At 67.8% G+C, this 25,028-nt stretch carries 23 protein-coding genes and 1 tRNA gene; 9 read left to right on the top strand and 15 right to left on the bottom strand.

Annotation, left to right across the window (positions count from 1 at the left end):
* Nucleotide 1 precedes the first annotated feature (1 nt).
* The 5 genes from G481_RS0102400 to G481_RS0102425 all read right to left on the bottom strand — a co-directional run bounded on the left by G481_RS0102400 (nucleotide 2) and on the right by G481_RS0102425 (nucleotide 5,322).
* Nucleotides 2-1,009, bottom strand: coding sequence for a molybdopterin-binding protein (locus G481_RS0102400; RefSeq protein WP_028028578.1), 1,008 nt, complete (start codon nucleotides 1,007-1,009; stop codon nucleotides 2-4).
* A complete protein-coding gene (locus G481_RS0102405; RefSeq protein ID WP_028028579.1) occupies nucleotides 1,009-1,995 on the bottom strand; it encodes an XdhC family protein in 987 nt (328 codons plus the stop codon). The genes G481_RS0102400 and G481_RS0102405 overlap by 1 nt, the downstream gene beginning before the upstream one ends.
* Before the next feature lie 142 nt (nucleotides 1,996-2,137).
* A complete protein-coding gene (gene ade, locus G481_RS0102410; RefSeq protein ID WP_028028580.1) occupies nucleotides 2,138-3,835 on the bottom strand; it encodes an adenine deaminase in 1,698 nt (565 codons plus the stop codon).
* A 228-nt stretch (nucleotides 3,836-4,063) separates the two neighbouring features.
* Nucleotides 4,064-4,140, bottom strand: a tRNA-Met gene (locus G481_RS0102420).
* A gap of 315 nt (nucleotides 4,141-4,455) precedes the next feature.
* Complete coding sequence (locus G481_RS0102425) at nucleotides 4,456-5,322, bottom strand: AAA family ATPase (RefSeq protein WP_425402450.1); 867 nt, start codon at nucleotides 5,320-5,322, stop codon at nucleotides 4,456-4,458.
* A 138-nt stretch (nucleotides 5,323-5,460) separates the two neighbouring features.
* Here G481_RS0102425 and G481_RS0102430 point away from each other — a divergent pair, with 138 nt between their 5' ends.
* Complete coding sequence (locus G481_RS0102430) at nucleotides 5,461-6,078, top strand: glutathione S-transferase family protein (protein ID WP_028028582.1); 618 nt, start codon at nucleotides 5,461-5,463, stop codon at nucleotides 6,076-6,078.
* 112 nt (nucleotides 6,079-6,190) lie between these two features.
* Here G481_RS0102430 and G481_RS0102435 read toward each other — a convergent pair whose 3' ends face one another.
* Nucleotides 6,191-8,962 (bottom strand): bifunctional [glutamate--ammonia ligase]-adenylyl-L-tyrosine phosphorylase/[glutamate--ammonia-ligase] adenylyltransferase, encoded by a 2,772-nt coding sequence (locus G481_RS0102435; protein ID WP_028028583.1) that lies wholly within the window; start codon nucleotides 8,960-8,962, stop codon nucleotides 6,191-6,193.
* Between the two features lie 99 nt (nucleotides 8,963-9,061).
* Here G481_RS0102435 and G481_RS0102440 point away from each other — a divergent pair, with 99 nt between their 5' ends.
* Nucleotides 9,062-9,532: a YbaK/EbsC family protein gene (locus G481_RS0102440; protein WP_028028584.1), complete on the top strand. Its 471-nt coding sequence runs from the start codon at nucleotides 9,062-9,064 to the stop codon at nucleotides 9,530-9,532.
* 39 nt (nucleotides 9,533-9,571) lie between these two features.
* Here the strand turns inward: G481_RS0102440 and G481_RS0102445 are convergent, their stop codons facing one another.
* Nucleotides 9,572-10,126, bottom strand: a complete 555-nt coding sequence (locus tag G481_RS0102445; RefSeq protein WP_028028585.1) for a peptidylprolyl isomerase — start codon at nucleotides 10,124-10,126, stop codon at nucleotides 9,572-9,574.
* Complete coding sequence (locus G481_RS0102450; RefSeq protein ID WP_028028586.1) at nucleotides 10,119-10,628, bottom strand: peptidylprolyl isomerase; 510 nt, start codon at nucleotides 10,626-10,628, stop codon at nucleotides 10,119-10,121. Before G481_RS0102450 ends, G481_RS0102445 begins: the two co-directional genes overlap by 8 nt.
* A gap of 120 nt (nucleotides 10,629-10,748) precedes the next feature.
* Here G481_RS0102450 and G481_RS0102455 point away from each other — a divergent pair, with 120 nt between their 5' ends.
* From G481_RS0102455 to aroQ, 3 genes are read left to right on the top strand one after another with little or no spacing between them, the layout of a single operon-like run.
* On the top strand, nucleotides 10,749-11,942 hold the full coding sequence (locus G481_RS0102455) for a phosphoglycerate kinase (protein ID WP_028028587.1): 1,194 nt from the start codon (nucleotides 10,749-10,751) through the stop codon (nucleotides 11,940-11,942).
* A complete protein-coding gene (locus tag G481_RS0102460; protein ID WP_028028588.1) occupies nucleotides 11,939-12,361 on the top strand; it encodes a cupin domain-containing protein in 423 nt (140 codons plus the stop codon). The genes G481_RS0102455 and G481_RS0102460 overlap by 4 nt, the downstream gene beginning before the upstream one ends.
* A 15-nt stretch (nucleotides 12,362-12,376) precedes the next feature.
* A complete protein-coding gene (gene aroQ / locus G481_RS0102465) occupies nucleotides 12,377-12,811 on the top strand; it encodes a type II 3-dehydroquinate dehydratase (protein ID WP_028028589.1) in 435 nt (144 codons plus the stop codon).
* Between the two features lie 158 nt (nucleotides 12,812-12,969).
* Here aroQ and G481_RS0102470 read toward each other — a convergent pair whose 3' ends face one another.
* On the bottom strand, nucleotides 12,970-13,296 hold the full coding sequence (locus G481_RS0102470) for an ArsC/Spx/MgsR family protein (protein ID WP_028028590.1): 327 nt from the start codon (nucleotides 13,294-13,296) through the stop codon (nucleotides 12,970-12,972).
* Between the two features lie 12 nt (nucleotides 13,297-13,308).
* Nucleotides 13,309-13,917: a lytic transglycosylase domain-containing protein gene (locus G481_RS0102475; RefSeq protein ID WP_028028591.1), complete on the bottom strand. Its 609-nt coding sequence runs from the start codon at nucleotides 13,915-13,917 to the stop codon at nucleotides 13,309-13,311.
* A gap of 168 nt (nucleotides 13,918-14,085) precedes the next feature.
* Between G481_RS0102475 and ssb the strand changes: the two genes are divergently transcribed.
* Together ssb and trpB are read left to right on the top strand one after the other, a co-directional pair.
* Complete coding sequence (ssb, locus tag G481_RS0102480; protein ID WP_028028592.1) at nucleotides 14,086-14,631, top strand: single-stranded DNA-binding protein; 546 nt, start codon at nucleotides 14,086-14,088, stop codon at nucleotides 14,629-14,631.
* Nucleotides 14,632-14,755: 124 nt separating this feature from the next.
* Complete coding sequence (trpB, locus tag G481_RS0102485; protein ID WP_028028593.1) at nucleotides 14,756-15,988, top strand: tryptophan synthase subunit beta; 1,233 nt, start codon at nucleotides 14,756-14,758, stop codon at nucleotides 15,986-15,988.
* Between the two features lie 239 nt (nucleotides 15,989-16,227).
* On the opposite strand, the gene der is transcribed toward trpB, so the two are convergent.
* The 3 genes from der to G481_RS0102500 all read right to left on the bottom strand — a co-directional run bounded on the left by der (nucleotide 16,228) and on the right by G481_RS0102500 (nucleotide 19,862).
* Nucleotides 16,228-17,715, bottom strand: a complete 1,488-nt coding sequence (gene der / locus G481_RS0102490) for a ribosome biogenesis GTPase Der (RefSeq protein WP_028028594.1) — start codon at nucleotides 17,713-17,715, stop codon at nucleotides 16,228-16,230.
* 73 nt (nucleotides 17,716-17,788) lie between these two features.
* Complete coding sequence (locus tag G481_RS0102495) at nucleotides 17,789-19,135, bottom strand: PQQ-binding-like beta-propeller repeat protein (protein ID WP_028028595.1); 1,347 nt, start codon at nucleotides 19,133-19,135, stop codon at nucleotides 17,789-17,791.
* A gap of 58 nt (nucleotides 19,136-19,193) precedes the next feature.
* Nucleotides 19,194-19,862, bottom strand: coding sequence for a hypothetical protein (locus G481_RS0102500; protein ID WP_028028596.1), 669 nt, complete (start codon nucleotides 19,860-19,862; stop codon nucleotides 19,194-19,196).
* A gap of 156 nt (nucleotides 19,863-20,018) precedes the next feature.
* Here G481_RS0102500 and G481_RS24965 point away from each other — a divergent pair, with 156 nt between their 5' ends.
* Nucleotides 20,019-20,960: a calcium-binding protein gene (locus G481_RS24965; RefSeq protein WP_051294250.1), complete on the top strand. Its 942-nt coding sequence runs from the start codon at nucleotides 20,019-20,021 to the stop codon at nucleotides 20,958-20,960.
* Between the two features lie 49 nt (nucleotides 20,961-21,009).
* Here G481_RS24965 and G481_RS0102510 read toward each other — a convergent pair whose 3' ends face one another.
* Both G481_RS0102510 and G481_RS24970 read right to left on the bottom strand, forming a co-directional pair.
* Nucleotides 21,010-22,848: an ABCB family ABC transporter ATP-binding protein/permease gene (locus G481_RS0102510; RefSeq protein WP_028028597.1), complete on the bottom strand. Its 1,839-nt coding sequence runs from the start codon at nucleotides 22,846-22,848 to the stop codon at nucleotides 21,010-21,012.
* Nucleotides 22,849-22,945: 97 nt separating this feature from the next.
* On the bottom strand, nucleotides 22,946-24,304 hold the full coding sequence (locus tag G481_RS24970) for a LysM peptidoglycan-binding domain-containing protein (RefSeq protein WP_051294251.1): 1,359 nt from the start codon (nucleotides 24,302-24,304) through the stop codon (nucleotides 22,946-22,948).
* A 104-nt stretch (nucleotides 24,305-24,408) separates the two neighbouring features.
* Between G481_RS24970 and G481_RS0102520 the strand changes: the two genes are divergently transcribed.
* Nucleotides 24,409-24,960 carry an LOG family protein gene (locus G481_RS0102520; protein WP_035024950.1) on the top strand — a complete coding sequence of 184 codons (552 nt, stop codon included), beginning with the start codon at nucleotides 24,409-24,411 and terminating at the stop codon, nucleotides 24,958-24,960.
* The last annotated feature ends 68 nt before the right edge of the window (nucleotides 24,961-25,028 follow it).

Genomic DNA, 25,028 nt, shown 5'->3' on the forward strand with positions numbered 1-25,028 from the left:
CTTATTTCCGCTGGGAAATATCGCCTGAGGCACGCGGGCGCGGGCGGGTGGGGATTTCGGTCAACAGCCCGCCAACCCCCATCGCGGCGATGTCCGCAGGGCCGACGGGAATGCCGCAGGCGATGCGTTCCAGCACCCAGTCGGCCCCGTTCAGCGCCGGCGATCGGGCGCAACCCGGCAGGCCGATCACCGGCCGCCCATCGAGGTGACCGACAAACAGCAGGTTGCCAGGATCGACCGGCATTCCGACATGATCGACCACCCCGCCCGCAAGCCGCAAGGCAGAGGGTGCCACATCCATCGGGTCTGACGTCGCCGAGCCGGTCAGGATCAAGATGAGATCCGCCCTGGAAACCTCGCGCAGGGCCTGTGCCAGATCCGCCGCGCGATGCGGCACGACATGGTGCCCGGACAGCGCCAGCCCAAGGCGATCAAGCCGCGCCGCAGTGACGCGGGCGCCCTTGTCGGGGGGCGGATCGTCGCCGATCCGCGTCTCGATCAGGACGGCACTGCGCAGCACAGGCGGGCATAGCGCCAGCGCCCCGGCCGCCGCCGCGCAAGCGCGCTCCAGCGCCGCGCCCGGCACGGCATAGGCGATGATCTTGACGGTGGCCGCCATCGTGTCGGGGTCAAGCCGCTGCCATTCAGGCAAGGTCGCCACGGTGATCATCGGGTCAACGGCATTGGCCGCATGGATCGCGTCGGCATGAATGCGCAGAACGCCCGGACCCGTCGCATGAATATTGACGCGCCCGGTGCCGACCGGCTGGATGCGCAGCCCCTGCCCGGCCACCAGCGCCTTGGCCAGACGCAGTGCCGCCGCATCCTCGGGCACATCGCCGGGGTCAAGCCGGGCCACGGTGATGTCTTGCCAGCCGGCGGCGCGCAACTGATCCAGATGGGCGGCGTTCAACACCTGCCCCTTGCGCAACCGCCCGGCTGGCAGCTGCACCGAATGCGCCAGCACGGCCCCTTGCGCCTGATCCAGCGGAACGGGGCCAAAGCGCATCAGCCCTTCCTCAGCCGTTCGATGATCTGGGCCAGCACCGATACAGCAATTTCGGCCGGGGTCGCGGCACCGATGTTCAGGCCGACCGGCGCATGAATGCGGGCGATCTGCGATTCGGTGACGCCAGCGGCGCGCAGCCGCTCCAGCCGTTTGGCATGGGTGCGGGTGGATCCAAGACAGCCCAGGTAGAAGCATTCGCTGGCCAGCGCGGCCAGGATTGCCGGATCGTCCAGTTTCGTATCGTGGGTCAGCGTCACGACGGCCGTGCGCATGTCGGGGCGCAGGACCGTCATCGCCTCATCCGGCCAGTCATTCAGCAGCGTCTCGCCGGGGAACCGCGCAGCCGAGCCGAAGGCATCGCGCGGGTCGATCAGCACCGGATCAAATCCCGCCAGCCGCGCCATGGGAACCAGCGCCTGGGCGATATGCACGGCGCCCACGACGATCAGGCGCAGCGGCGGGTTGTGGATGGCGATGAAGCTGCCATCCTCGGCCAGCCCGGAACGGTCAGAGCGGAACCGGGCGCGAATCGCCTCGGGCGCCGTGCCGGGGGTGTAAAGCCTGCGCGACCAGTCGGTCAGGTGCACCGAATAGGCAAGGGGCGCGCGCGCCGCGCGGGCGGTGACCAGATCGGCCAGCATCGCCTCGGGAATACCTTGCGCGCCGCCCACCGGCTCGACCAGGACGCGGATGGTGCCGCCACAGGCCAGACCCACGGAAAACGCGGTCTCGTCCGCCACGCCAAAGGTCAGGAGGCGGCTTTTGCCATCCTCCATCGCTTCCAGCGCTTCGGTGACGACGGCGCCTTCGACACAGCCGCCCGAGACCGAGCCCATGATCTCGCCGGCGCCCGACACGGCGAGCTGGCTGCCCGCCTGCCGGGGGGCCGATCCCCAGGTTTCGACCACGGTGGCAAGGGCCGCGCCCTTGCCTTGCCGGTGCCAGTCCAGCGCGATTTCCGGGATGCGGTCGTGTCGGTCGTCCATGGCTGCCCCCCTGTTCTGGGGGCCGAGTATGCGCCGGGATGGGGGCGGGCGGAAGGGGGAACCTCCCCCTTGCCGGGGCGCGGGGCCCCGGCGGTGATGGGTATTTGAGAAAAGGCAAAGACCAGAGGGGGATCGCGGGGGCCTAGCCTTCGATCAGGCAGAAGCGGTCCACATCGACCATGCCGCGATCGGTGATCTTCAGGTGCGGGATCACCGGCAGGGCCAGGAAGGCGAGTTGCAGGAACGGCTCTTCCAGCACGACACCCAGCGAGACGGCGGCGGCACGCAGCTGTTCCAAGGCCTCGTGCACCACCTCGAAGGGCTCGAGGCTCATGAGCCCCGCGACCGGCAAGGCGAGTTCGGCCAGCACCTTGCCATCCTTGACCACGACAAAGCCGCCCTCGATCTCGCCGAGGCGGTTCGCAGCCAGCGCCATATCGGCGTAATCCGCCCCGACCACCGCGATATTGTGGTGATCGTGGCAGACGGTCGAGGCAATGGCCCCCGCCTGCATCCCGAAGCCGCGCACGAAGCCGTTGGCAATGTTGCCGTTGATCCCGTGGCGTTCGATCACGGTGATGCGCATCAGATCGCGCGCGGGGGCGGGGCGGCGGTCGCCGTCGACCGGGGCGATGACCTCGCGGATATGTTCGGTCAGGATCTTGCCAGGCCAGATGCCGATCACCGGCACCTCGTCAGTGTTGCCGCGGTAGCGGAAATCCTGTGGCCCGACCCGGGCCGCCTTGACCGACCCGCGCGCCACCGGCGCCACATGACCACGCGCGGCAAAGGCTGCGTCGCCCACGACGACGCCACCGCACAGCACCAGATCGGCGCGGCAGTCCTCCAGCCGGTCCATCACGACGATATCCGCCCGCCGTCCGGCAACGATCTGGCCGCGATCCTTGAGCCCGAACGCCTCTGCCGCCGACAGGCTGGCCGCGCGATAGACCGCGAGCGGCGGAATGCCCTGCCCGATCAGATAGCGGATCATATGGTCGAGATGGCCATATTCGGCGATGTCCAGCGGGTTCCGGTCATCGGTGCACAGGCACATGTAGGGGCTGGTCGCCAGGGTCAGCACCGGCGCCAGCGCCACCATGTCCTTGCTGACCGACCCTTCGCGGATCAGCACCCGCAGCCCCTTTTGCAGCTTCTCGCGCGCCTCGGCCGCGCTGGTGGCCTCGTGTTCGGTTCGGATCCCGGCAGCGACATAGGCGTTCAGATCGCGCCCGGACAAAAGCGGCGCGTGACCGTCGATATGGCGGCCGCGAAACGCGTTCAGCTTGGCCATGCAGCCTGGATCCTCGTGGAGGACACCGGGGTAGTTCATGAACTCGGCCAGCCCGATCACCGCCGGGTGGTCCATCAGCGGCACCAGATCCTCGGCCTCGATCCGCGCGCCTGCGGTCTCCATCGGAGAGGAGGGCACGCAGGACGACAGGTTGACCCGGATGCTCATCACCGTGTGCTGCGAGGCGTCGAGGAAATAGCGAATCCCCGGCACCCCCGCCACATTGGCAATTTCATGCGGATCGCAGATCGCGGTCGTCACCCCGCGCGGCGCCACGCAGCGGTCAAATTCGAACGGAGTGACCAGCGAGCTTTCGATATGCAGATGCGTGTCGATGAATCCTGGCACCAGCCATTTGCCCGTCACGTCGATTTCGCGCGTGCCTCTGTAGTCGTGCCCGATCCCGACGATGGTGTCGCCGCAGATCGCGACATCGCCCTCGATCGCCTCGCCCGTAACAACGCAGAACACCCGCCCGCCCTTGAGCACCAGATCGGCCGGCTCGGCCCCGCGGCCCTGACGGATAAGGTTGGACAGCCCGGTCATGTCGATAGCCCTTCTGCTTGTGCCCGATCTGGCCCCAGCCTTACAGCGAAACGGCAGGCGTCGCCACCTTGGCGGATGGCATGGCCGAAGGCTTGCCATGCAAGTGCCGGTGCTTGAGCACCGCAAGCATATGCACACGAGCGGGATTTCCGGTCGGACACCAACCGGGACACGGCGGCCCAACGCAAGGCGCCGGTCTGGCAGCCAGTCAGACGATGGGTGTTGAAGTGGTGGCGAGGGGGGGACTCGAACCCCCGACCCCATGATTATGAGTCATGTGCTCTAACCAACTGAGCTACCTAGCCACTGGGCGGCGTCCTAAGGTGTGGCGCGGGGGGCGTCAAGGGGAAAGATTGCGATACCCCAAATGTTTGCCACAAGATCGTGCCCCCTCCTGCAGCGCGACCTGCAAACAGGCCAAGCGGGAAAGGGGGTTGGGGCGGCGCGCCGCAACGCGTCACGCGCCAAAGATTTTACTGCCCGCCGGGATATTCGCCCGCGCACCGCCAATCGCGCGGGCGACCTCTGGCCGGGAATCCATGTCTGGGGTCGCGCACCGCGTTGAAACGAGGCGATGCGCGGCGCCCGACCCGGGGCCGGCCGACTCGTAGCCAGCCGCGTCAGACCGGCTCCAGGCTGCGCCGCGCCTCGTCCAGCAGGCGTTTGGCCTCCATCCCCTGAAGGCGGGCGATATCGTCCTGATACTTCAGGATCGCCCCCAGCGTGTCGGAAATCACCTCGGGCGAGAGCGTCAGCACATCCAGCGCCAGCAGGCATTTCGCCCAGTCGATGGTTTCGGCAACGCCAGGCTTCTTGAACAGATCCTCGCCCCGCAGACGCTGGACAAAGGCGACCACCTCGCGGCTGAGCACCTCGGAGGCTTCGGGCGCGCGGGCGTGCAATATCTCGATCTCGCGGGCGAAATCGGGGTAATCGACCCAATGGTAAAGGCACCGGCGCTTGAGCGCATCATGCACCTCGCGCGTGCGATTCGAGGTCAGGATGACGATGGGCGGCTCGGGGGCGCGCACGGTGCCCAGCTCGGGGATCGTCACCTGAAAATCCGACAGCGCCTCCAGCAGGAAGGCTTCAAAAGGTTCATCCGTGCGGTCGATCTCGTCGATCAGCAGGACGGGGGCGCCACCATCTTGCGGCCGCATCGCCTGCAACAGCGGGCGTTCGATCAGGAACTCGGGCCCGAACAGATCGCCCCGCAGCCGATCGGCATCGCCCGAGGCTTCGGCCGCGCGAATGGCCACCATCTGCGCGGCAAAGTTCCACTCGTAAACCGCCGAGGCCGCATCCAGCCCCTCGTAGCATTGCAACCGGATCAGGCGGCGGCCAAGCGCGGCGGCAATGGCCTTGGCGATCTCGGTCTTGCCGGTGCCGGCCTCGCCCTCAAGGAACAGCGGCCGGCCAAGGCGCAGCGCAAGGAACAGCACCGTGGCCAGCGGACGGCCACAGACATAGGATTGCGCCGCAAGCATCTGCTGCACGTCGTCGATCGAGGCGATGGGGCGTTGCACGAAAGTCCTCCCTGACTGTGCCCAGCCTGCGGCGACGCGGCCTGCTTGACAAGGGGAAAGGCCCCTGCGCCCTATCGGGCAACAGCTCAGGAGCAAGCGATGTCCACTCTCGTTCTTTATGGCCATCCCGATTCGGGCCACGCCTGCAAGGTTGCCTTGGCGCTGGCGCTGGCGGGGCTGCCCCATCGCACGGTGCGGGTCGATATCTGGGCGCCGCGCGAAACCCGCCCGGCCGAGTTCCTGGCGAACAGCCCCTTTGCCGAAGTGCCGCTGCTGATGATCGACGGGGCGCCCCATGTGCAATCAGGGGCAATCCTTCTGGAGCTTGCGACCCGCTACGGCATCCTTGGCGGCGAAAACGCCGATGGCTTGCGCCGCGGGCGCGAGATCCTGATGTGGGAGGCGAACCGCATCGGCATGTGCCTGCCGCAGCTCAAGGAAGAGCGCCGCGTCAAGGGCCAGGGCTTTCCGCCCGGCGCCACCGACTGGCTGCGCATGCGCTATGAGACCGACAAGGCCCGCTTTGCGCTGCTGCTGGGCGATGCCCCCTTCCTGCACGGCGCCGCCCCCGGGATTGGCGATTGTGCGGTCTGGGGCTATGCCCAGTGGCTGGACGAGGCCGGCGTTTCCCCCAACGCGGCACTGACCGGCTGGATCGCCCGGATGCGCGCCCTGCCCGCCATGCGCAGCCCCGAGGCGTTCTTCCCGGCCCCCTGACCGGCCCCCCTTCATCTGTCCTTAAATATCCTGGGGCAGGCGCAGCACCGGCCAGAGGCACGACAGCAGCCGGGGGCAAGGCCCCCAGACACTGCCCGCCCCACAGGCGCCCTCAACCTGCCATCACGGCGCCAATCACCGCCTCGGCCCCCGTGGTCAGCTCGGTGATCCGCTCGCCCAGGGCCTCGGCCGTCTCGACCCCGCATTCCCGCAGCACAAAGGCCCGCGCGCCTTCGCCCATCTGGCCCGGATCGGGCACCGCAACCGACAGAAGCCGCCCCGCCGCCTGCACCCGCCACAGAAGGCGATAGGCCGACAACAGCCGCTCTTCCTCGGGCCGTGACAGCACCCCGGCCCGCGCCCCGGCGCGCAGCTGCGCCTCGACCCGGCGGGCCGGATCGCCAGCGATCAGCGCGCAGGTCTGGGCCGTCAGCTCGATATCCATGATGCGGCCAGGGCCGGCCTTGGCCTCCCAGCCGCCGCCCGGCTTGTGGGCCAGCAGACGCGCCCGCATGTCCGCGACATCCCCGCGTACCGATGCGCCCTTGCCCTTGTCCGCCAGCAGCGCGCGGCGAAAGTCCTCGACCTCGGCCCCCAGGTCCAGATTGCCCGTCAGCGGGCGGGCACGGGTCAGCGCCAGGTGCTCCCAGGTCCAGGCCTCGGTTTCCTGATAGCTACGGAACGCAGGCCACGAGGTTGCCACCGGCCCTTGCCGCCCCGACGGGCGCAGCCGCATGTCGACCTCGTAAAGCCGCCCGTTCGGCATCGGCGCGGACAGCGCCGTGACCAGCGCCTGAGTCAGCCGCGCGAAATAGGTGCGCGTGGCCAAAGGCCGCGGCCCGTCCGAACTTTCGACCGCTTCGGCATCATAGATCACGATCAGGTCCAGATCCGAACCCGCGTTCAACCGGCCCGCCCCCAGCGAGCCCATGCCCAGCACCACCGCCCCGCGCCCCGGCTGGGACCCATGCTTGCGGGCAAATTCCGCCAGAACCACCGGCCAGACCGCGACCAGCACCGCCTCGGCCAGCTCGGCATAGCACTTGCCGGCTTCAAAGGCGTCGATCAACCCGCGCAGATGGTGAACGCCAATTCGGAAATGCCATTCCTTCATCCAGGCGCGCGCCAGATCCAGCTTCTTCTCATAGTCCGCGACGGTGTCCAGCTGGGCCGTCAGCCCTTGCACCAGCACCGGCACGCCGGGCCAGGGGGCAAAGAAGCTGCCCCCGATCACCGCATCCAGCACCGCCGAATTGCGCGACAGATGACGCGCCAGTTCCGGGGCCGTTGCGGCAATATCGACGATCAGGTCGATCAGCGAGGGGTTGGCATCGAACAGCGCGAACAGCTGCACCCCGGCCGGCAGGCCCGACAGGAACCCGTCAAAGGCGCTCAGCGCCTCGTCCGGGTTGGCCGCGCGCATCATGCGGGCCAGCAGTTGCGGGCGCAGCCGCTTGAAGATGCGCTGGGCGCGTTCCGACCGCAGCGCCGGATAGCTGCGCCAGCCATCGACGATCCCGGTCATCTGCGGTGACAGCTCGGGGCCATCGGCGGCCTCGCCGGGGGCAAAGAAGCTTTCGGTCAGTTCGGCCACCTGCGTCAGCCGACCCTTGAGCGCCTTGCGGAAGGCCGCCGTATCGCCTTCGCCGCAGAACCGGGCGATGCGGTCGATGCCTTCGGGCGTCGCGGGCATCCGGTGGGTCTGGGCATCGTTGACCATTTGCAGGCGGTGTTCCACCTCGCGGTGCTGGCGGTAAAGGCCGGTCAGATCGTCGGCCACCGCTTGCGAGATCCAGCCCCTGGACGCCAGCGCCGCCAGCCCGCCCACCGTGGTGCGATCGCGCAGATCGGGATCGCGGCCCCCGGCGATCAGCTGGCGGGTCTGGGTGAAGAACTCGATCTCGCGGATGCCGCCAATGCCCAGCTTCATGTCGTGATCCTCGATCACCACCGGCCCGGCAAGGCCCTTGTGATCGCGGATCCGCAGCCGCATGTCATGGGCATCCTGAATGGCCACGAAATCCAGATGCCGCCGCCAGACGAACGGGGTCAGCGTGCGCAGGAACCGCCAGCCGGCCTCCAGATCGCCGCCGCAGGGGCGCGCCTTGATATAGGCCGCGCGTTCCCAGGTGCGCCCGACCGATTCGTAATACTGTTCCGCCGCCGCCATCGAAATGCAGACCGGCGTCACGCTGGCATCGGGGCGCAGCCGCAGGTCGGACCGGAACACATAGCCATCGCCGGTGATGTCGGACAGAATCCCGCTCATCTTGCGTGTGACACGGATAAAGGCCGCCCGCGCCTCTTGCGCGTCCAGACCTTCATAGCGGGTTTCGTCGAACAGGCAGATCAGGTCGATGTCCGAGGAATAATTCAGCTCGCCCGCGCCCATCTTGCCCATGGCCAGCGCCACCATGCCGCCTGCGATCTCGGCATCATCCGGCCCCTGCCCCGGCAGCTTGTTGCGCCGGATCTCCTCGGCCACCAACCGTTTCAGCGACAGATCGACCGCCCGGTCGGCCAGTGCCGTCAGCGCGCCCGTCACCCGCTCCAGCGGCCAGACCCCGCCCAGATCGGCCAGCGCGGCATAAAGCGCGATGCGCCGCTTGGCCCGGCGCAGGGCGGCTGGCAGGTCAGCCAGCGCCACAGCCGCCAGCGGGTCCAGTTCCGCCGCCAGCACCCCATCAGGGTCGGCGGCCAGCGCGGCGCGCAGCCACTCACCCTCGCGCCCCATCAGGCCCTTGAGATAGGGGCTGCAACCGGCGGTCCCTTCGATCAGGCCGCGAATTTCTGGGGCCAAATCGCCAAAGGCGCGGGCCGCATCGGCCCCCGCATCGGGATCATAGGCAATGGGCTGGCGGGTGAGGCGCGATGCAAAGGACATGGGCGCAGATTGCGCGGGCGCCCCGGCGCCGTCAACGCCCCGCCTTGCGGCGCGGTGCCACGGCCGCTAAGCCTTTGGACGCAACGGAAAGGAACCGCCATGAGCAGCAGTCTGGAACGGGTCAAGGCCGCCCTTGCCACCGCAGGCGTCGCAACCGAGGTGCGCGAGATGCCCGACAGCACCCGCACCGCCGCCGAAGCCGCCACCGCCGCCGGATGCGAAATCGACCAGATCGCAAAATCCATCATCTTCAAGGGGCTGGAGTCCGGCCACGTCAAGCTGTTCCTGACGGCGGGCGGCAATCAGGTGGATGCCGCCAAGGCCAGCGCGCTGGCGGGCGAGCCGCTGGGCAAGGCCGATGCCGCCCTGATCCGCGCCGAGACGGGGTTTGCCATCGGCGGTGTCGCCCCGGTCGGCCACCTGACCGACCTGCCGGTCTGGATCGACCCGCGGCTGTTCGACTTTCCGCAACTCTGGGCCGCCGCCGGCACCCCGCGCCACATCTTCGCCATCGACGCCGAAACGCTGGTGCGGATCACCGGGGCGGTCCGGGCGGATTTTGCGGGCTGACCCCCGGCCGTGCAAAGGGGGCCCGAAGGCCCCCTTTGATCAGTCCTGAACCGTGACCTTTGCCATCACGTCCGGCACGCCGCGCACGGCGCCCGACTGGCCGGATCCGCGCTTGATCGCGTCCACGACGTCCATGCCCGACACGACCTGACCAACCACGGTATATTGCCCGTTCAGATGCGGGGCCGGGGCGAACATGATGAAGAACTGGCTGTTCGCGCTGTTCGGATCCATCGCTCGCGCCATGCCGACGACACCGCGATCGAACGGGGCCGAGGAGAATTCGGCCTTGAGGTCCGGCAGCTTGGATCCGCCCATGCCGGCACGCGACATGTCGGGGCCCTTGCCGAATTCCACATCGCCGGTCTGGGCCATGAACCCCTCGATCACCCGGTGAAAGGCGACGCCATCATAGGCGCCCTCTTTCGCAAGGCTCACGATCCGCTCGACATGCTTTGGCGCCAGATCGTCGCGCAGCTCGATGACGACGGTGCCCTTGGCATCGCCCGACACCTCGATCGCCAGTTTCGGCCCGGCCAGCGCCGCGCCCGTCATCAGCGCCAGCGCCGCGACAGCGCCCAGAAGCTTACGCATCCGAGGCCACCCGGACCTTGATCATCTTGTCGGGGCTTGCCGGCGGCTCGCCGCGGACGATCTTGTCAACGAATTCCATCCCCGACAGCACGCGGCCATAGACGGTGTATTGGCCGTTCAGGAAATGGTTGTCCTTGAAGTTGATGAAGAACTGGCTGTTCGCGCTGTTCGGGTTCATCGAGCGCGCAGCGCCCAGCGTGCCACGGTCATGCGGCAGCTTGGAGAATTCGGCCGGCAGGTCCGGCAGATCGCTGCCACCCGTCCCCGCGCGGCGGATGTTGAAGGCCGGGCTGTCGGCATTGCCGTTTTCCACATCGCCGGTCTGGGCCATGAAGCCTTCGATCACGCGGTGGAACACCACGCCGTCATAGGCGCCGGCGCGGGCCAGTTCCTTCATCCGCTCGCTATGCTTGGGCGCCACCGCCGGCAGCAGCTCGATCACCACATCGCCGTCCTTCAGCGTCATGATGATGGTGTTTTCGGGATCCTTGATCTCGGCCATGATGTGCCTCCTTTTCGCTCGCGCGCGACACTAGGGGGAAGTCTGCCCAAGGGGAAGGCCAAAGCGGTTGACGTTGCCGCGATCCCTTGGGAATAGAGGCCGACCAGTTCGGGGGATACGATGGCCTGGAAGACGCTTGACGACATGGATCTGCAAGGCAAGACGGTGCTGATCCGGGTGGATATCAACGTGCCGGTGGAAGACGGCAAGGTCACCGATGCCACGCGGATCGAAAAGATCGTGCCGACGATCGAGGATGTGATCGCCAAGGGCGGCCGTCCGGTGCTGCTGGCGCATTTCGACCGGCCCAAGGGCAAGGTCGTGCCGGAAATGAGCCTGGCCCAGGTGTTCCCGGCGCTTCAGGCCGCCCTGCCCGGCCACCGCGTGACCTTTGCCGAGGATTGCATCGGCGCCCCGGCCAAGCAGGCGGTGACGGCCATGCAGCCGGGCGATGTGGTGCTGCTGGAAAACACCCGCTTTCACCCGGGCGAGGAAAAGAACGATCCGATGATGGCCGCCTCGCTGGCGGCGCTTGGCGATGTCTATGTGAACGATGCGTTTTCCGCCGCGCACCGCTCTCATGCCTCGACCGATGGAATCGCGCGGCTGATGCCGGCCTGTGCCGGGCGCCAGATGCAGGCGGAACTGCGCGCGCTGGAAGCCGCGCTTGGCACCCCGGTGCGCCCGGTGGTGGCCGTGGTGGGCGGGGCCAAGGTCTCGACCAAGCTGGATCTGCTGGGCAATCTTGTGACGCGGGTCAACCATCTGGTGATCGGCGGCGGCATGGCCAACACCTTCCTGGTGGCGCAAGGGATCGAGGTCGGCAAAAGCCTGGCCGAACGCGACATGGCCGAGACGGCCAAGCAGATCATGGCCAAGGCGCTGGCCTCGGGCTGCACGATCCATCTGCCGGTCGATGTGGTCGTCGCGCACGAATTCCGCGCCAACGCGCCGCATGAAACCGTGCCGGCCACCGCCTGCCCGGCCGATGCGATGATCCTGGATGCCGGACCACAGGCGGTCGCGCATATCGAACAGGTCTTTGCCGGCTGCCGCACGCTGATCTGGAACGGCCCGCTGGGCGCCTTTGAACTGGAGCCGTTCGATGCTGCGACCAATGCCGCTGCCGCAGCGGCCGCCACGCTGACGGCCGAGGGCAAGCTGATCTCGGTCGCGGGTGGGGGCGATACGGTGGCCGCGCTGAACCGTGCGGGCGTCGCGGACAAGTTCAGCTATATCTCCACCGCGGGCGGGGCTTTCCTTGAATGGATGGAAGGCAAGCCCCTGCCGGGTGTCGAGGCACTGAACCAGTGAGCGCCAGGGCGATCATCGACCGCCTGGGGCTGGCACCCCACCCCGAAGGCGGCTGGTATCGCCAGACCTGGGCGGCCGACAATGACGGCCGCCCGACAGGCACCGCCATCCTGTTCCTGTTGCAGGAGGGCGAGGCCAGCCATTGGCACCGGGTGGACGCGGCCGAGATCTGGCTGTTCCACGCCGGCGCGCCGCTGATCCTGTCCACCGCGGAAACCGATGCTGGCCCCGCGCAGGACCGCGTGCTGGGGCCGGACGTTCTGGCGGGCGAGATGCCGCAACTCATCGTGCCGCCGCATCACTGGCAGGCGGCGCGCACGACCGGCGTCTGGACGCTGGTGTCCTGCACCGTCTCGCCGGGGTTCCGGTTCGACGGCTTCACCCTTGCCCCGCCCGGTTTCGACATTCCCCGCGCCTGATCCCCGGAGGTCGCCATGCGCCAGATCCTGTTGCTGAACGGTCCCAACCTGAACCTGCTGGGCCAGCGCCAGCCCGAGATCTACGGGCGCGAGACGCTGGCCGATGTGGTCGCAGCCTGCACCAAGCTGGCGCAAGGCTTTGGCCTGTCGCTGGTCGCGCATCAGTCGAACCGGGAATACGAGCTGATCGACTGGATCCACCATGCGCGGGGTCAGGCTGCGGGGCTGATCATCAACCCCGGCGCCTTCACCCATACCTCGGTCGCGCTGCTCGATGCGCTGAATGCCTTCGAGGCGCCTGTGATCGAGGTGCATATCTCGAACATCCACAAACGCGAATCGTTCCGCCATCATTCCTATGTCAGCCTGCGCGCCGAGGGCGTGATCGCAGGCTGCGGCGTGCAGGGCTATGAGCTGGCCGTGCAACGGCTGGCGCGGCTGATCGGGTAGCGCGGCCGCCGCTTCGCCTCCGGGGGTATCGGCAGGGCCGGAGCGACCTTGCGTCGGCCCCGGCGCCTGGCCCGGGCGTCGATGGGTATTTGGAAAAAGGCAAAGCAGGCCGGCCGGGCGCGCAATCATTCCACTGGCTGGCGGGGGCGCCCTTGCCCCTAAAGCCCGTAGCCCGCCATCACCTCGGCCGTCCAGCCGAGCGTCAGCCCCTGCGGCCCGCGGATCACCGGGCGTTTCATCAGGGTGGGCTGGGCGGCCAGCTGCGCCTCGGGTTCGGATTCGCGCAGGAAATCCGACAAGGACCGCCAGGTCGTCGATTGCCGGTTGATGATCGCAGGGCCGAATTCGGTGACGAACTCGGCAATCTCGGCCTCGGACAGCGGGTTCATCCGCACATCGCGGAAGGTCACCGCGTGCCCCTCGTTCGCCAGCGCCTTCTGCGCCTTCTTGCAGGTGTCGCAGGTCGGAATGCCATAAAGCGTCAGGTCAGCCATCCGTCAGTTCCCCAAGATCGCCACGACATAGGCCTGCGTTTCCGCATAGGGCGGAATGCCGTTGTGCTTTTCCACCGCCTCGGGCCCAGCGTTATAGGCCGCCAGCGCGTGGCGCCAGTTGCCAAAGCGGGCATACATCCGTTTCAGATAGCGCGCCCCGCCATCAAGGTTCTGGTGCGGATCGTTGATGTCGACCCCCAGCAGCCGCGCGGTATCGGGCATCAATTGTGCCAGCCCCGTGGCCCCCTTGGGCGACACGGCCTGCGGATTGAAGCCCGATTCCTGCTGCACAAGGCGCAGGAACAGATCCTCGGGGATGCCATGGCGCTGCGCCGCCGCGCGGGCGGTCGCCAGATATTCGCCTTGATAGCGCCCCGCATAGCGCGGGATCATCCCGCTGGTCGAGGCGGTCGCCTTCAGTTTCTTGCCATTCGGGGTCAACGAGACGGAATTGGCATATTGCCGCGAAAGCCGGGTATCGAGCAGCTTCTTTTGCTGCGCGAACAGCGCATCGCGCCCCTTGGCCGTTCCCGGTTTCAACCCCTGCGCCGCAGCCGCCCCGGCCCCCAGACCAAGCCCCGCCACGGCCACCGCCAGCAAGATCGCCCGCATCGTGCACGTCACCCGCAATCGTTCCGCGCGGGACTATACCCGATTTTGCGTCTTTCGCCACCCCTGCGCCGCCCCTTGGCAAGTCGGCGCCGATTGCGATCACGTCCGGGCCGGGCTATACGCGAAGTCAAGACGCCGGTCAGTCCGGCACAGCGGAAAGGGAAGCGCATGGCAGGCTCGGTCAACAAGGTCATCATCGTCGGCAATCTGGGCCGCGACCCCGAGGTGCGCAGCTTCCAGAATGGCGGCAAGGTGGTCAACCTGCGCATCGCCACTTCGGAAACCTGGCGTGACCGCACCTCGGGCGAGCGCAAGGAACGCACCGAATGGCATTCGGTCGCGATCTTTTCCGAACCGCTGGCCAAGATCGCCGAGCAATATCTGCGCAAGGGATCCAAGGTCTATATCGAGGGCGCGCTGGAAACCCGCAAATGGCAGGACCAGTCCGGCCAGGACCGCTATACGACGGAAATCGTGCTGCGTCCCTACCGGGGCGAGCTGACCTTGCTTGACGGTCGCGGCGAAGGCGGCTCGGGCGGCGGTGGCGGCTATGAGGGCGGCTATTCGGGTGGCGGCTCGGGCGGCGGCGGCTATTCAGGCGGCGGGCGCGATCAGGGCGGCTTTGGTGGCGGCTCGGGCGCCAGCGGCGGGCGCGATCAGGGCGGTTTCGGCGGCGGGCGCAGCAGCGATTTCGACGACGAAATCCCGTTCTGAGCCCACGGCCAGACTGGATCACATTTGACGCCGCGCAGCCCTCTGCGCGGCGTTGCACATTCGCTCGCCCTGTTCCCATTCCCGCCGCGCCTGCTATATGGGGGCGACAGCTCAGGGGGACGACATGGCGGATACCGCGGTGAACAGCTACATGACCGGACCGGATGATTCCGGCCGCTTCGGCATCTTTGGCGGGCGTTTCGTGTCTGAAACGCTGATGCCGCTGATCCTTGAACTTGAACGCCAATACGACATCGCCAAGACCGACCCGACCTTCTGGGCCGAGATGGATTATCTGTGGAAACACTATGTCGGTCGCCCCTCGCCGCTTTACTATGCGGAACGGCTGACGCAGCACTTCGGCGGCGCGAAAATCTATCTCAAGCGCGAAGAGCTGAACCATACCGGCGCGCACAAGATCAACAACGTGCTGGGCCAGATCATCCTGGCGCGCCGCATGGGCAAGGAACGCATCATCGCGGAAACCGGCGCCGGTCAGCACGGGGTGGCCACGGCCACGGTCTGCGCCAAGTTCGGGCTGAAATGCGTGGTCTACATGGGCGCGCATGATGTGGAACGCCAGGCCCCCAACGTGTTCCGCATGCGCCTCCTGGGCGCCGAGGTCGTGCCCGTCACCTCAGGCCGCGGCACGCTGAAGGATGCGATGAACGACGCGCTGCGCGATTGGGTGACCAATGTGCGCGACACGTTCTATTGCATCGGCACCGTCGCGGGCCCGCATCCTTATCCGGCGATGGTGCGCGATTTCCAGTCGATCATCGGCCGCGAAACCCGCTGGCAGCTCGAGGAACAGGAAGGCCCCGGCCGCCTGCCCGACGTGCTGGTTGCCGCTGTCGGGGGCGGATCGAACGCCATGGGCCTGTTCCACCCGTTCCTCGATGACCCGTCGGTGCGCATCGTCGGGGTCGAGGCCGGCGGCAAGGGCGTCGACGACCGCATGGAACATTGCGCCTCGCTGACCGGCGGGCGGCCGGGCGTTCTGCACGGCAACCGCACCTATCTGCTGCAAGATGCCGATGGCCAGATCCTCGAAGGCTATTCGATTTCGGCCGGTCTCGACTATCCGGGCATCGGGCCGGAACATTCCTGGCTGCACGACATGCGCCGGGTCGAATATGTCTCGATCACCGATGCAGAGGCGCTCGAGGCGTTCCAGCTGTGCTGCGCGCAGGAAGGGATCATTCCGGCACTCGAATCCTCGCATGCCCTTGCCCAGGTGGCGAAACTTGCGCCCACCCTGCCCAAGGACCAGATCATCGTGATCAACCTCTCTGGCCGCGGCGACAAGGACATCTTCACGGTCGCCAAGCACCTGGGCTTTGACATGAAGGTATGATCGGGCTGGCGGCCTGCCGTCCACGGCGGGCCGCAGCCTTTTGGGCCTCGCGCTGCGCTCCGGTCGGTCTGGGAAGGGACTGGAAAGACCCTCGCGCGGCAAGCATTGCTGCGCCGCGACCGTCATGGCGGACCGCCGGTGCTCGCTTCATCTTTCAGAAAATACCCACAGGATTTTCAAGGGGGCGTGCCCCCTTGAAGCAGGGGTGCGGGGGCAGCAGCCCCCGCCGCCGCCCGCCGTCAGGTCCGGCCCGAGCGTTCCTTGCCGCTCTTGCCGGCCTTGCCGTCCATATGCTTGCGCAGTCGCGAGGGCGTGTGGAACTTCTTCTCGCGGTAGGGGTTCTGATCGCCCTGCCCGCGCAGGAAGATGCGGATCGGCGTGCCCGGCATGTCAAAGGTCTCGCGCAGCCCGTTCACCAGATAGCGCTTGTAGCTTTCCGGCAGCTCGTCGGGGCGCGAGCATTTCACCACGAAACCCGGCGGGCGGGTCTTGGCCTGGGTCATGTAGCGAAGCTTGATGCGGTGCCCGCCCGGGGCCGGCGGCGGGTGAGCTTCGGTCATGGCGCCCAGCCACTGGTTCAGCTTGGCGGTCGGCACACGGCGGTTCCAGACCGCATGGGCCTTGAGGATGGCGGCGTGCAGCCGGTCGATGCCCCGCCCGGTCCGAGCCGAAACCGTGACCAGCGGCGCACCGCGCAGCTGGGGCAGCAGGCGTTCGAACATCTCCTTCAGCTCGACCAGCTTTTCCTGCTTGTCGTCCTCCAGATCCCATTTGTTCACTGCAACGACGACCGCCCGCCCCTCGGTCTCGGCAAAATCGGCAATCCGCAGATCCTGCGTCTCGAACGGGATCGCGGCATCAAGCAGCACCACGACCACCTCGGCAAACCGGACGGCGCGCAGGCCGTCAGCAACCGAGAGCTTTTCCAGCTTCTCGACCACCTTGGCCTTTTTCCGCATCCCGGCGGTGTCCCAGATGCGGATCGGCGTGCCCTGCCATTCGGCCTTGACCGAGATGGCATCGCGCGTGATGCCGGCCTCGGGGCCGGTCAACATGCGGTCCTCGCCAAGGATCTTGTTCACCAGCGTCGACTTGCCCGCGTTGGGGCGGCCGATGATGGCGATCTGAAGGGGTTTCGCCGCGGTGATCAGCGGGGCGGTGTCTTCCTCCTCGCTGTCCTCGGGGACGTCCACATCGACTTCAGGGGCATCTTGCACCGCGCGTTCGGCGAATTCGCCGGCGATCGGGCGCAGGACCTGATACAGATCCTCCATCCCCTCGCCGTGTTCGGCGGACAGGCGCAGCGGCTCGCCCAGGCCCAGCTCCCAGGCCTCGATGGCGCCGGATTCGCCGGCGCGGCCCTCGGCCTTGTTGACGCCCAGAATCACCTTGGCCTGCTTGCGGCGCAGGATGTCGGCAAAGACCTTGTCGGTCGGCGTCACCCCGACCCGGCCGTCGATCAGGAACAGGCACACATCGGCCATGTCCACCGCGCGTTCGGTCAACCGGCGCATCCGGCCCTGAAGGCTGTCATCGGTGACCTCTTCCAGACCCGCCGTGTCGATCACGGTAAAGCGCATGTCCATCAACCGCGCGTCCCCCTCGCGCAGATCGCGCGTGACGCCAGGCTGATCGTCGACCAGCGCCAGCCGCTTGCCGACCAGTCGGTTGAACAGCGTGGACTTGCCCACATTGGGGCGGCCGACGATGGCAAGGGTAAAGGTCATGGCGTCACGGTCTCCGGTCGGGCACGGGATCGGATACCCCGCACCAAAACCAGCGTCCTACACGCTTTCGCGTTCAGCGGAAAGCCTGAACCTGCCCGTTTTCGGTAACGACGAACAGGGTGCCGCCGGCCACCGCCGGCGGGGCAGCAGCGCCCGATTGCATCTCGATCATGCCAAGCGGGGCGCCGCTGTCCGGGGCATAGAACCGCACCAGCCCGTCGGACGAGGCCACGACCAGCCGCCCGCCTGCCATGATCGGGCCGAAATGGGCGCGCACATCGCGCTGGCGCTTGACCTTGTCCTTGACGAAATGGCCCATCGGCACCGACCAGACCGTCTCGCCCGTGGTGGCATCCAGCCGGACCAGATCGCCAATGTCCGAGATCAGGAACACGGCATTGCCAGCCGGCCAGACCGGGCCCATGGCGCCCTCGCGGGCTTCCCACAGCATGGCGCCCGTGTCGGCGGCAAAAGCTGCCGTGCGGCCGGCTGCCGAGCCGACATAGACCTTGCCGCCCGTGATCACCGGATCGCCGCTGACCTCCGAGACAAAGGCCGCCGCGCGCCCGGCACGCTGGCCAACGACGGCAGCTTGCCATTTCACCTCGCCGCTGGTGCGGTCGAGCGCAATGACCTGGCCCGAGGAATAGGGCAGCACGACCAGCCGGTCGGACACCGCCGGGGCCACGCCGCCCGTGACGCCCGCACCGCTGCGCACGCCGCCCTGCACCCAGGTCAGCTTGCCATCGGCCGCGTTCACCGCCCAGCCTGCGCCATCGCGGCCCGAGACATAGACCGTGCCGCCCACGACCGTCGGCGCGCCCGAGACCGGGCCATCAAACCGCTGGCGCCACAGCACCGCGCCCGAGGCCGGGTTCAGCGCCAGCAATTCGCCAAAGCCGGTCGTCACGAACAGCTTGCCATCGCCCGCAGCCAGCCCGCCGCCGCTTGCCGCCTCGGAGCTCTCGCCCGTGGGGGTCACATCCAGCGTCCAGACAACCCCACCCGACGCGGCGGCAAGGGCCGTCAGCCGGTTGCGGGCATCCATGGCGAACACCTTGCCGCCCGAGACGATCGGCGCGGTCGCAATCCGGTTGCGGCGGTTGTCGCCAGCACCGATCGCGGCCGCCCAGATCCGCTGCGGCGCGGCCGACAGGGCCAGATTGGGCATCGCATGCGACGGGCTGCCCGCACGGTGCGACCAGTCGGCATTGCTGACTGCGGCCCCCACTGACACCGGAAGGCTGCGGTTTTCCGGCAAGGCCGCATCGGGCACCCGCGCCCCTTCGGACGCCGGCAAGGTTTCATCCAGCGGGGTCCGGGTGTCGAACCGTTGCCCGGAAAGAATCGTCGCACGTTCACACGATGCCAAGGCACCGACCAGCGCGACCGCCCCCATCAACCCAAGGATCCTTGCCACGATACGTCTTCCCCTGCCCTTTTGCCGCGGTTCCACGCCCTGAAAGGCGGTGTCCGGCCTAGTTCTGTGCGGGTTCGGTCCCGCCGCCCAGGACCACAATCATCTGCCCAGCCCGCGCGCGCAAGGCCGAAGGCGCCTGCGGATCGCTTGCCAGCACACGGAAATCCGCCAGCGCGCCAGCCTTGTCGCCGCCTGCCAGCTTGTCGAGCGCGATCTGTTCCAGCGCCAGCGGGCGGAACGGGCGTCCCTGTTCGGCCAGCGCGGCCAGCCCGGCGGCGCGTTCGGCCGCCGGAACCACCCCGCCCGGCGCAGACAGCCGGCGCAGCGCGGCCAGATCGCGCCACAGCGGCGAGACGGTTCCATCCGCCGCCACTGCCGCCAGATCGGCCAGCGCCTTGTCGCGCGCCGCGCCCTCGGGGCCAGCCAGCGCCTCGCCCGCGGCCATCAGGCGCAGCAGCGCGGCATCATCGCCGGTTGCGGGAATGGCGGCCAGCGCCTCGGCCCGCGCGGGCGCATCGCCCGCATCCAGCGCCGCCATCACGGCATCGCCAAAGCGCTCGGCCTTCTGGCGGGCCTGATGGGCCTGCCATTCGTAATAGGCCGCCCCGCCCACCAGCGCCACGACGCCCACGACGCCGATCCAGCCATAGCGGCGGAAATAGCCGAAAAGCCGGTCGCGGCGGACCTCTTCTGTCACTTCGTCGATGAAGCTGTCGGTGTTCGACAAGGTCGCCTCCGGTTCAGGGTCGGCCCGTCTTACACGCAAGCGCGCGGGCTTGCCAACCCCCGGCGCCCCCGGCACCCGGCCACGACTGCGCCGCCCGATCTCCGCATTTCGGCCCGATTGCCCCGGCAGGACGGAACCGAACGGAAAGGATGACCCATGCTGATCTATGCGGGGCTTTTTGCATTGCTGATGGCGGGCGAACTTGGCCTGCTCGACAACCGCACCGCTGCGGCCGATGACAGCGACGATCTGCCACCCCCAGAGGACGATACCGGATCATCAGAGTTTGACGACACCGCCGACGATGACCGAGGCACCCTGGAGACAGGCGATTACAGCGCCGAGGTGCGCGGCACAGAGGACAGCGACGCATTGACCGCCGGATCAGCGCGCGATTTGGCATGGTATCTGGGCGATGGGGACGATGCGCTGGATGCATCGGACGGCGCGGATTTCGCCGATGGGGGCGCCGGCGACGACGTTCTTTACATGCGCGCGGGGTCCGACATTGCCCTGGGCGGCGCCGGCAACGACCGGATCGACGCTGGCGTCGGCGATGACCGGGTCTCGGGCGAAGAGGGCGATGACCGCCTGACCGGCAATGGCGGCGATGACACGCTGTTCGGCGGGTCGGGCGACGATACGGTCACCGGCGGCAGCGGCAACGACATGGTCGTCGGCAACGATGGCACTGACGTGCTGTCCGGTCTGGCGGCCGATACCGCGAACACCAATCTTGGCGAATTTGACGGAATCGACACGTTGCTTGGCGGGGCGGGCGACGATCTGCTGCTGATGGGCGCGCAAGACATCGGCCTTGGCGGCGAGGGGGCCGACACGTTCCGGCTGGACGAGACCAACCCGGATCTGACCGGGCCGGCACAGGTGCTGGATTTCGACCCCGATCAGGACATGCTGGAGCTGCTCTATACCCCGCAGCTGGATGCAGCCGGCCAGCCGATGGCCCCGCAGATCGAGATCGCTGGCAACGGTCAAGGCAGCTGGAGCCTGACGGTCGATGGTGATGCGGTGGCGCAGATCACATCGGCCACGGCCCAGGCGCTGACGCTGGACATGATCCGGCTGATCCCGGCCTGAGCCTGCCGCAGCCGACAGGACCGCCCGGTCATCCGGGCGATCCCTGCGCTCATGCGACCTCGGCCGATTGGCGGGCCCACATGGCCGCATAGCGGCCGCCCTTGGCCAGCAAGGCCTCGTGCCGGCCACGCTCGACGATCTGACCGTGTTCCAGAACGACGATCTCGTCGGCATCGGCCACCGTCGACAGCCGGTGCGCGATCATGATGACGGTGCGGCCCTGCCCCATCTCGCGCAAGGATTCCTGGATATCGCGTTCGGTCTGGGTATCCAGCGCGCTGGTCGCCTCGTCCAAGAGCAGGATCGGCGGGTTCTTCAGCAAGGTGCGCGCAATGCCCACCCGCTGCTTTTCGCCGCCCGACAGCTTCAGGCCCCGCTCGCCCACCTTGGTCTCGTAGCCTTCGGGCAGCGACATGATGAAATCGTGGATCCGCGCGGCCTTGGCGGCCGCCTCGATTTCCGCGCGGCTGGCCTCGGGGCGGCCATAGGCGATGTTGTAAAGCACCGTATCGTTGAACAGCACGGTATCTTGCGGAACGACCCCGATGGCCGCGTGCAGGCTGTCCTGCGTCACCGCGCGCACGTCCTGACCGTCGATGCGCAGCGCGCCGCCCGTCACATCATAAAAGCGGAACAGCAGCCGCCCGATGGTCGACTTGCCCGACCCGGACGGGCCGACCAGCGCCAGCGTATGCCCGGCCGGAACCGTCACCGACACGCCCTTGAGGATCGGGCGCGCCGGGTCATAGCCGAAATGCACATCGTCCAGCACCACCTCGCCGCCCGACACCTTCAGATCGGGGGCGCCGGCCTGGTCGACGATTTCCGCAGGCTGGCCCAGCAGGCCGAACATCTCGCCCATATCGACCAGCGCCTGGCGGATCTCGCGGTAGACCGAGCCCAGGAAGTTCAGCGGCATGGTGATCTGGATCATGTAGGCGTTGACCATGACGAAATCGCCCACGGTCAGCGTGCCCGCCTGCACGCCCATCGCCGCCATGACCATCACGGCCACCAGCCCGATGGTCAGCAGCAGCGTCTGACCGACATTGAGAAAGTTCAGCGACTGCCCGGTCTGGATGGCGAATTTCTCATAGCCCTCCATCGCGCGGTCATAGCGTTCAGCCTCGCGCTTTTCAGCGCCAAAGTATTTGACCGTCTCGAAGTTGAGCAGGCTGTCGATGGCCTTCTGGTTCGCCTCGGTGTCCAGCTCGTTCATGCGGCGGCGGATCTGCACCCGCCATTCGGTGACACGAAAGGTGAAGACGATATAGGCGGTGATCACCCCCACCACGGTCAGCATGTAGGACAGGCCGAAATAGGTGGCGAAGATGGTCGAGACCAGCACCAGTTCCAGGATCAGCGGCCCGATGGAGAACAGCAGGAACCGCAACAGGAAGTCGACGCCCTTGACCCCGCGCTCGATGATCCGCGACAGGCCCCCCGTCTTGCGGGTGATGTGATAGCGCAAGGACAGCGCATGGATATGGCGAAACGTTTCCAGCGCCAGCAGGCGCAAGGCGCGCTGGCCCACGCGGACAAAGACGAAATCGCGCAATTCGGCAAAGACGGTGTTCAGCAGCCGCGCAAGGCCATAGGCAACCGTCAGGCCAACCGCCCCCAGCCCTACCGCCGCCGCAAGACCCGAGGGCGCCGTGCCCCCCAGCGTATCCACCGCCGCCTTGAAGAACCACGGCACCGACACCGAGATCAGCTTGCCCAGCAAGAGCGCGATCAGCGCAAAGACCACCCGCCGTTTGACCCAGGACTGACCCTCGGGCCACAGATAGGGGATCACCCGGCGCAAGGTTTCGCGCGCCGGGGCGCGGGGCACGTCCTGCGGTGCGGGATTGCGGGACGGGGACGGATCGGGACGGTTGCCGCGCATCATAGCCTTCCATGGGGCAGGTCCAATGCCCGCCCCCAGGTGGGAATTGAGACCTCTCACCTATCCAAGGAACAGCAGCGCGTAAACCCCGCAGGCGTCAGTCCTGCTGCGGCAAGGCAAAGACCTGGCCAGGATAGATCAGGTCGGGATTGCGGATCTGATCCTTGTTCGCCTCGAAGACCTTCACATACAGGATGCCCGCGCCATAGGTGCGCCGGGCAATCCCCCACAGGGTGTAACCGGGCTGAACCGTCACCACCTGCGCAGCGCCTGCGCCCGTCCCGGCCGCGGCCAGAACCTCTGGCGCCTCGCGCAGGAACGGCGTTTCGGATCGCGCCTGCACCTTGCCCGCCTTGTCCATCAGATCGGCGCGCAGCGTGTAGAGCCCCGGGTCGACCGGCGGCAAGGTTCCGCGCCATGCGCCTGCCTCATCGACCAGCGTATCGAGTTGCGGCGCGTTGTTGAGATAGAGCCGCACGAACGCCCCCGCGCCGCCCTTGCCTGCCACCTGCACGGCGCCGCGCTCGGTATAAGAAATGCTGTCGATCGCCAGCGCCGCATCCGGGGCTGGCCGCAGAACCTGGACCCCGGCGTCCGAGACGAGCAGGTTGGCCGGTTTCGCCTGCGCCGCGCCTGGCGCCGGCACAGGGGTGGGCGCGGCGGCCACGGGGGCAGGCTCGGCCGCGGGCGGGGCTTGGGGCGGGGCGCTGGCAACCGCGGGCGGGGCGGGGCGGGGCGCGGCGCCAGGCTCGGGCGCCGCGACGGGGGCGGCGGCGAGCGGCGGGGGCGGCGCCTCTGCCGGGACTTGCGGCACGCTGACTGCGGCTGCCTCGGGCGCGGCGGCGGGCGGGACAGTGGCGGCGGGCGCGGGGGCGGCCGTGATCTGGGCAGTCCCGGGCTCTGCCGTCGCCGCAGGCGCCGGGTCGGGCGTGGCCTGCGGAGCCGGCGGTTCTGCGGGGGCCTCGGCTGCGGCCGTCGTCAGGATCGCAGGCGCGATCACCACACTGTCCGCCGAGTCGATCGTGCTGCCATCGGCCAGTATCAAGCGCAGCACCATCATACGCGGCACGGCCGCCGCATCGAGCGAGAAGATCGCTGCAAAGCGCCCCGAGGCATCGACCGGCGCCCGCGCGGCCTCGGCCCCGTCGATCACGATGGCCACCTCGGGCCCGCCAGCCCCGATGCCGGCCACGATGGCGGTGCCATCATCGCCAAGGCGAAAGGTATCAAAGCTTGGCGGTGCAGGCTTGCTGGCCACGGGGGGCGTGGCGACAGGGGCTTGCGGTGCCGATGCCGGAACGGCCGGCGCAGGGGCGGCCGGGGGCGGTGCGGAAACCACCGCAGGCACGCGTGGATCGCGCGGCCAGAACTGCCAGCCCAGCACCGCCACAACCACGGCCACGCCACCCGCAACCGCGCCCAGCATCACACCGGACTGCCCCGTCTTTTCCGTCATACCCATCCCCTTGCCGCCCCTTTCCCCGGAGGCGTGCTTGAAGCGACCATAGGAAGCCTTGTAACAGAGGTCAAAGCCTCTGTGCAGGAGCAGAACCCGTGTCCATCGCCCCCCGATCCGTCTGTGTCTTTTGTGGCTCGCGCACAGGCGCGCGCGACATCTATGCCGAAAGCGCCCGTGCCACCGGCCGCATCATTGCCGAAGGCGGCTGGCGCCTGGTCTATGGCGCGGGCGATGTCGGGCTGATGGGGCTGGTGGCCGAGGCGGCGCAGAACGCTGGCGCGCAGGCGATGGGGGTCATCCCGCAGCATCTGATGAGCCGCGAGAAGGGCCGCAAGCGCCTGACCACCATGGTCGTCACCGATGACATGCACGAGCGCAAGAAGGTGATGTTCATGAACTCGGACGCCATCGTGGTGCTGCCGGGCGGGGCGGGGTCGCTGGACGAATTCTTCGAGGTTCTGACCTGGCGGCAGATCGGGCTGCATGAAAAGCCGATCTTCCTTTTGAACGTCGGCGGCTATTGGGATCCGTTGCTGGCGCTGATGTCCCATGTGATCGCGGAAGGGTTCGCGGAACCCGCGCTGGCGAATTATGCCGCGGTCGTGCCCGATGTCGAGACGCTGGCCCAGAGGCTGAAGGCGGCGCTGAGCTGACAGCGCGCGCCCGGCCCTGCGCCCGGAGGGGTTTCACACCCCTCCGGACCTCCCCGTGGGGTATTTGG

The organism is Gemmobacter nectariphilus DSM 15620 (assembly GCF_000429765.1).
GTDB classification, from domain to species: domain Bacteria; phylum Pseudomonadota; class Alphaproteobacteria; order Rhodobacterales; family Rhodobacteraceae; genus Wagnerdoeblera; species Wagnerdoeblera nectariphila.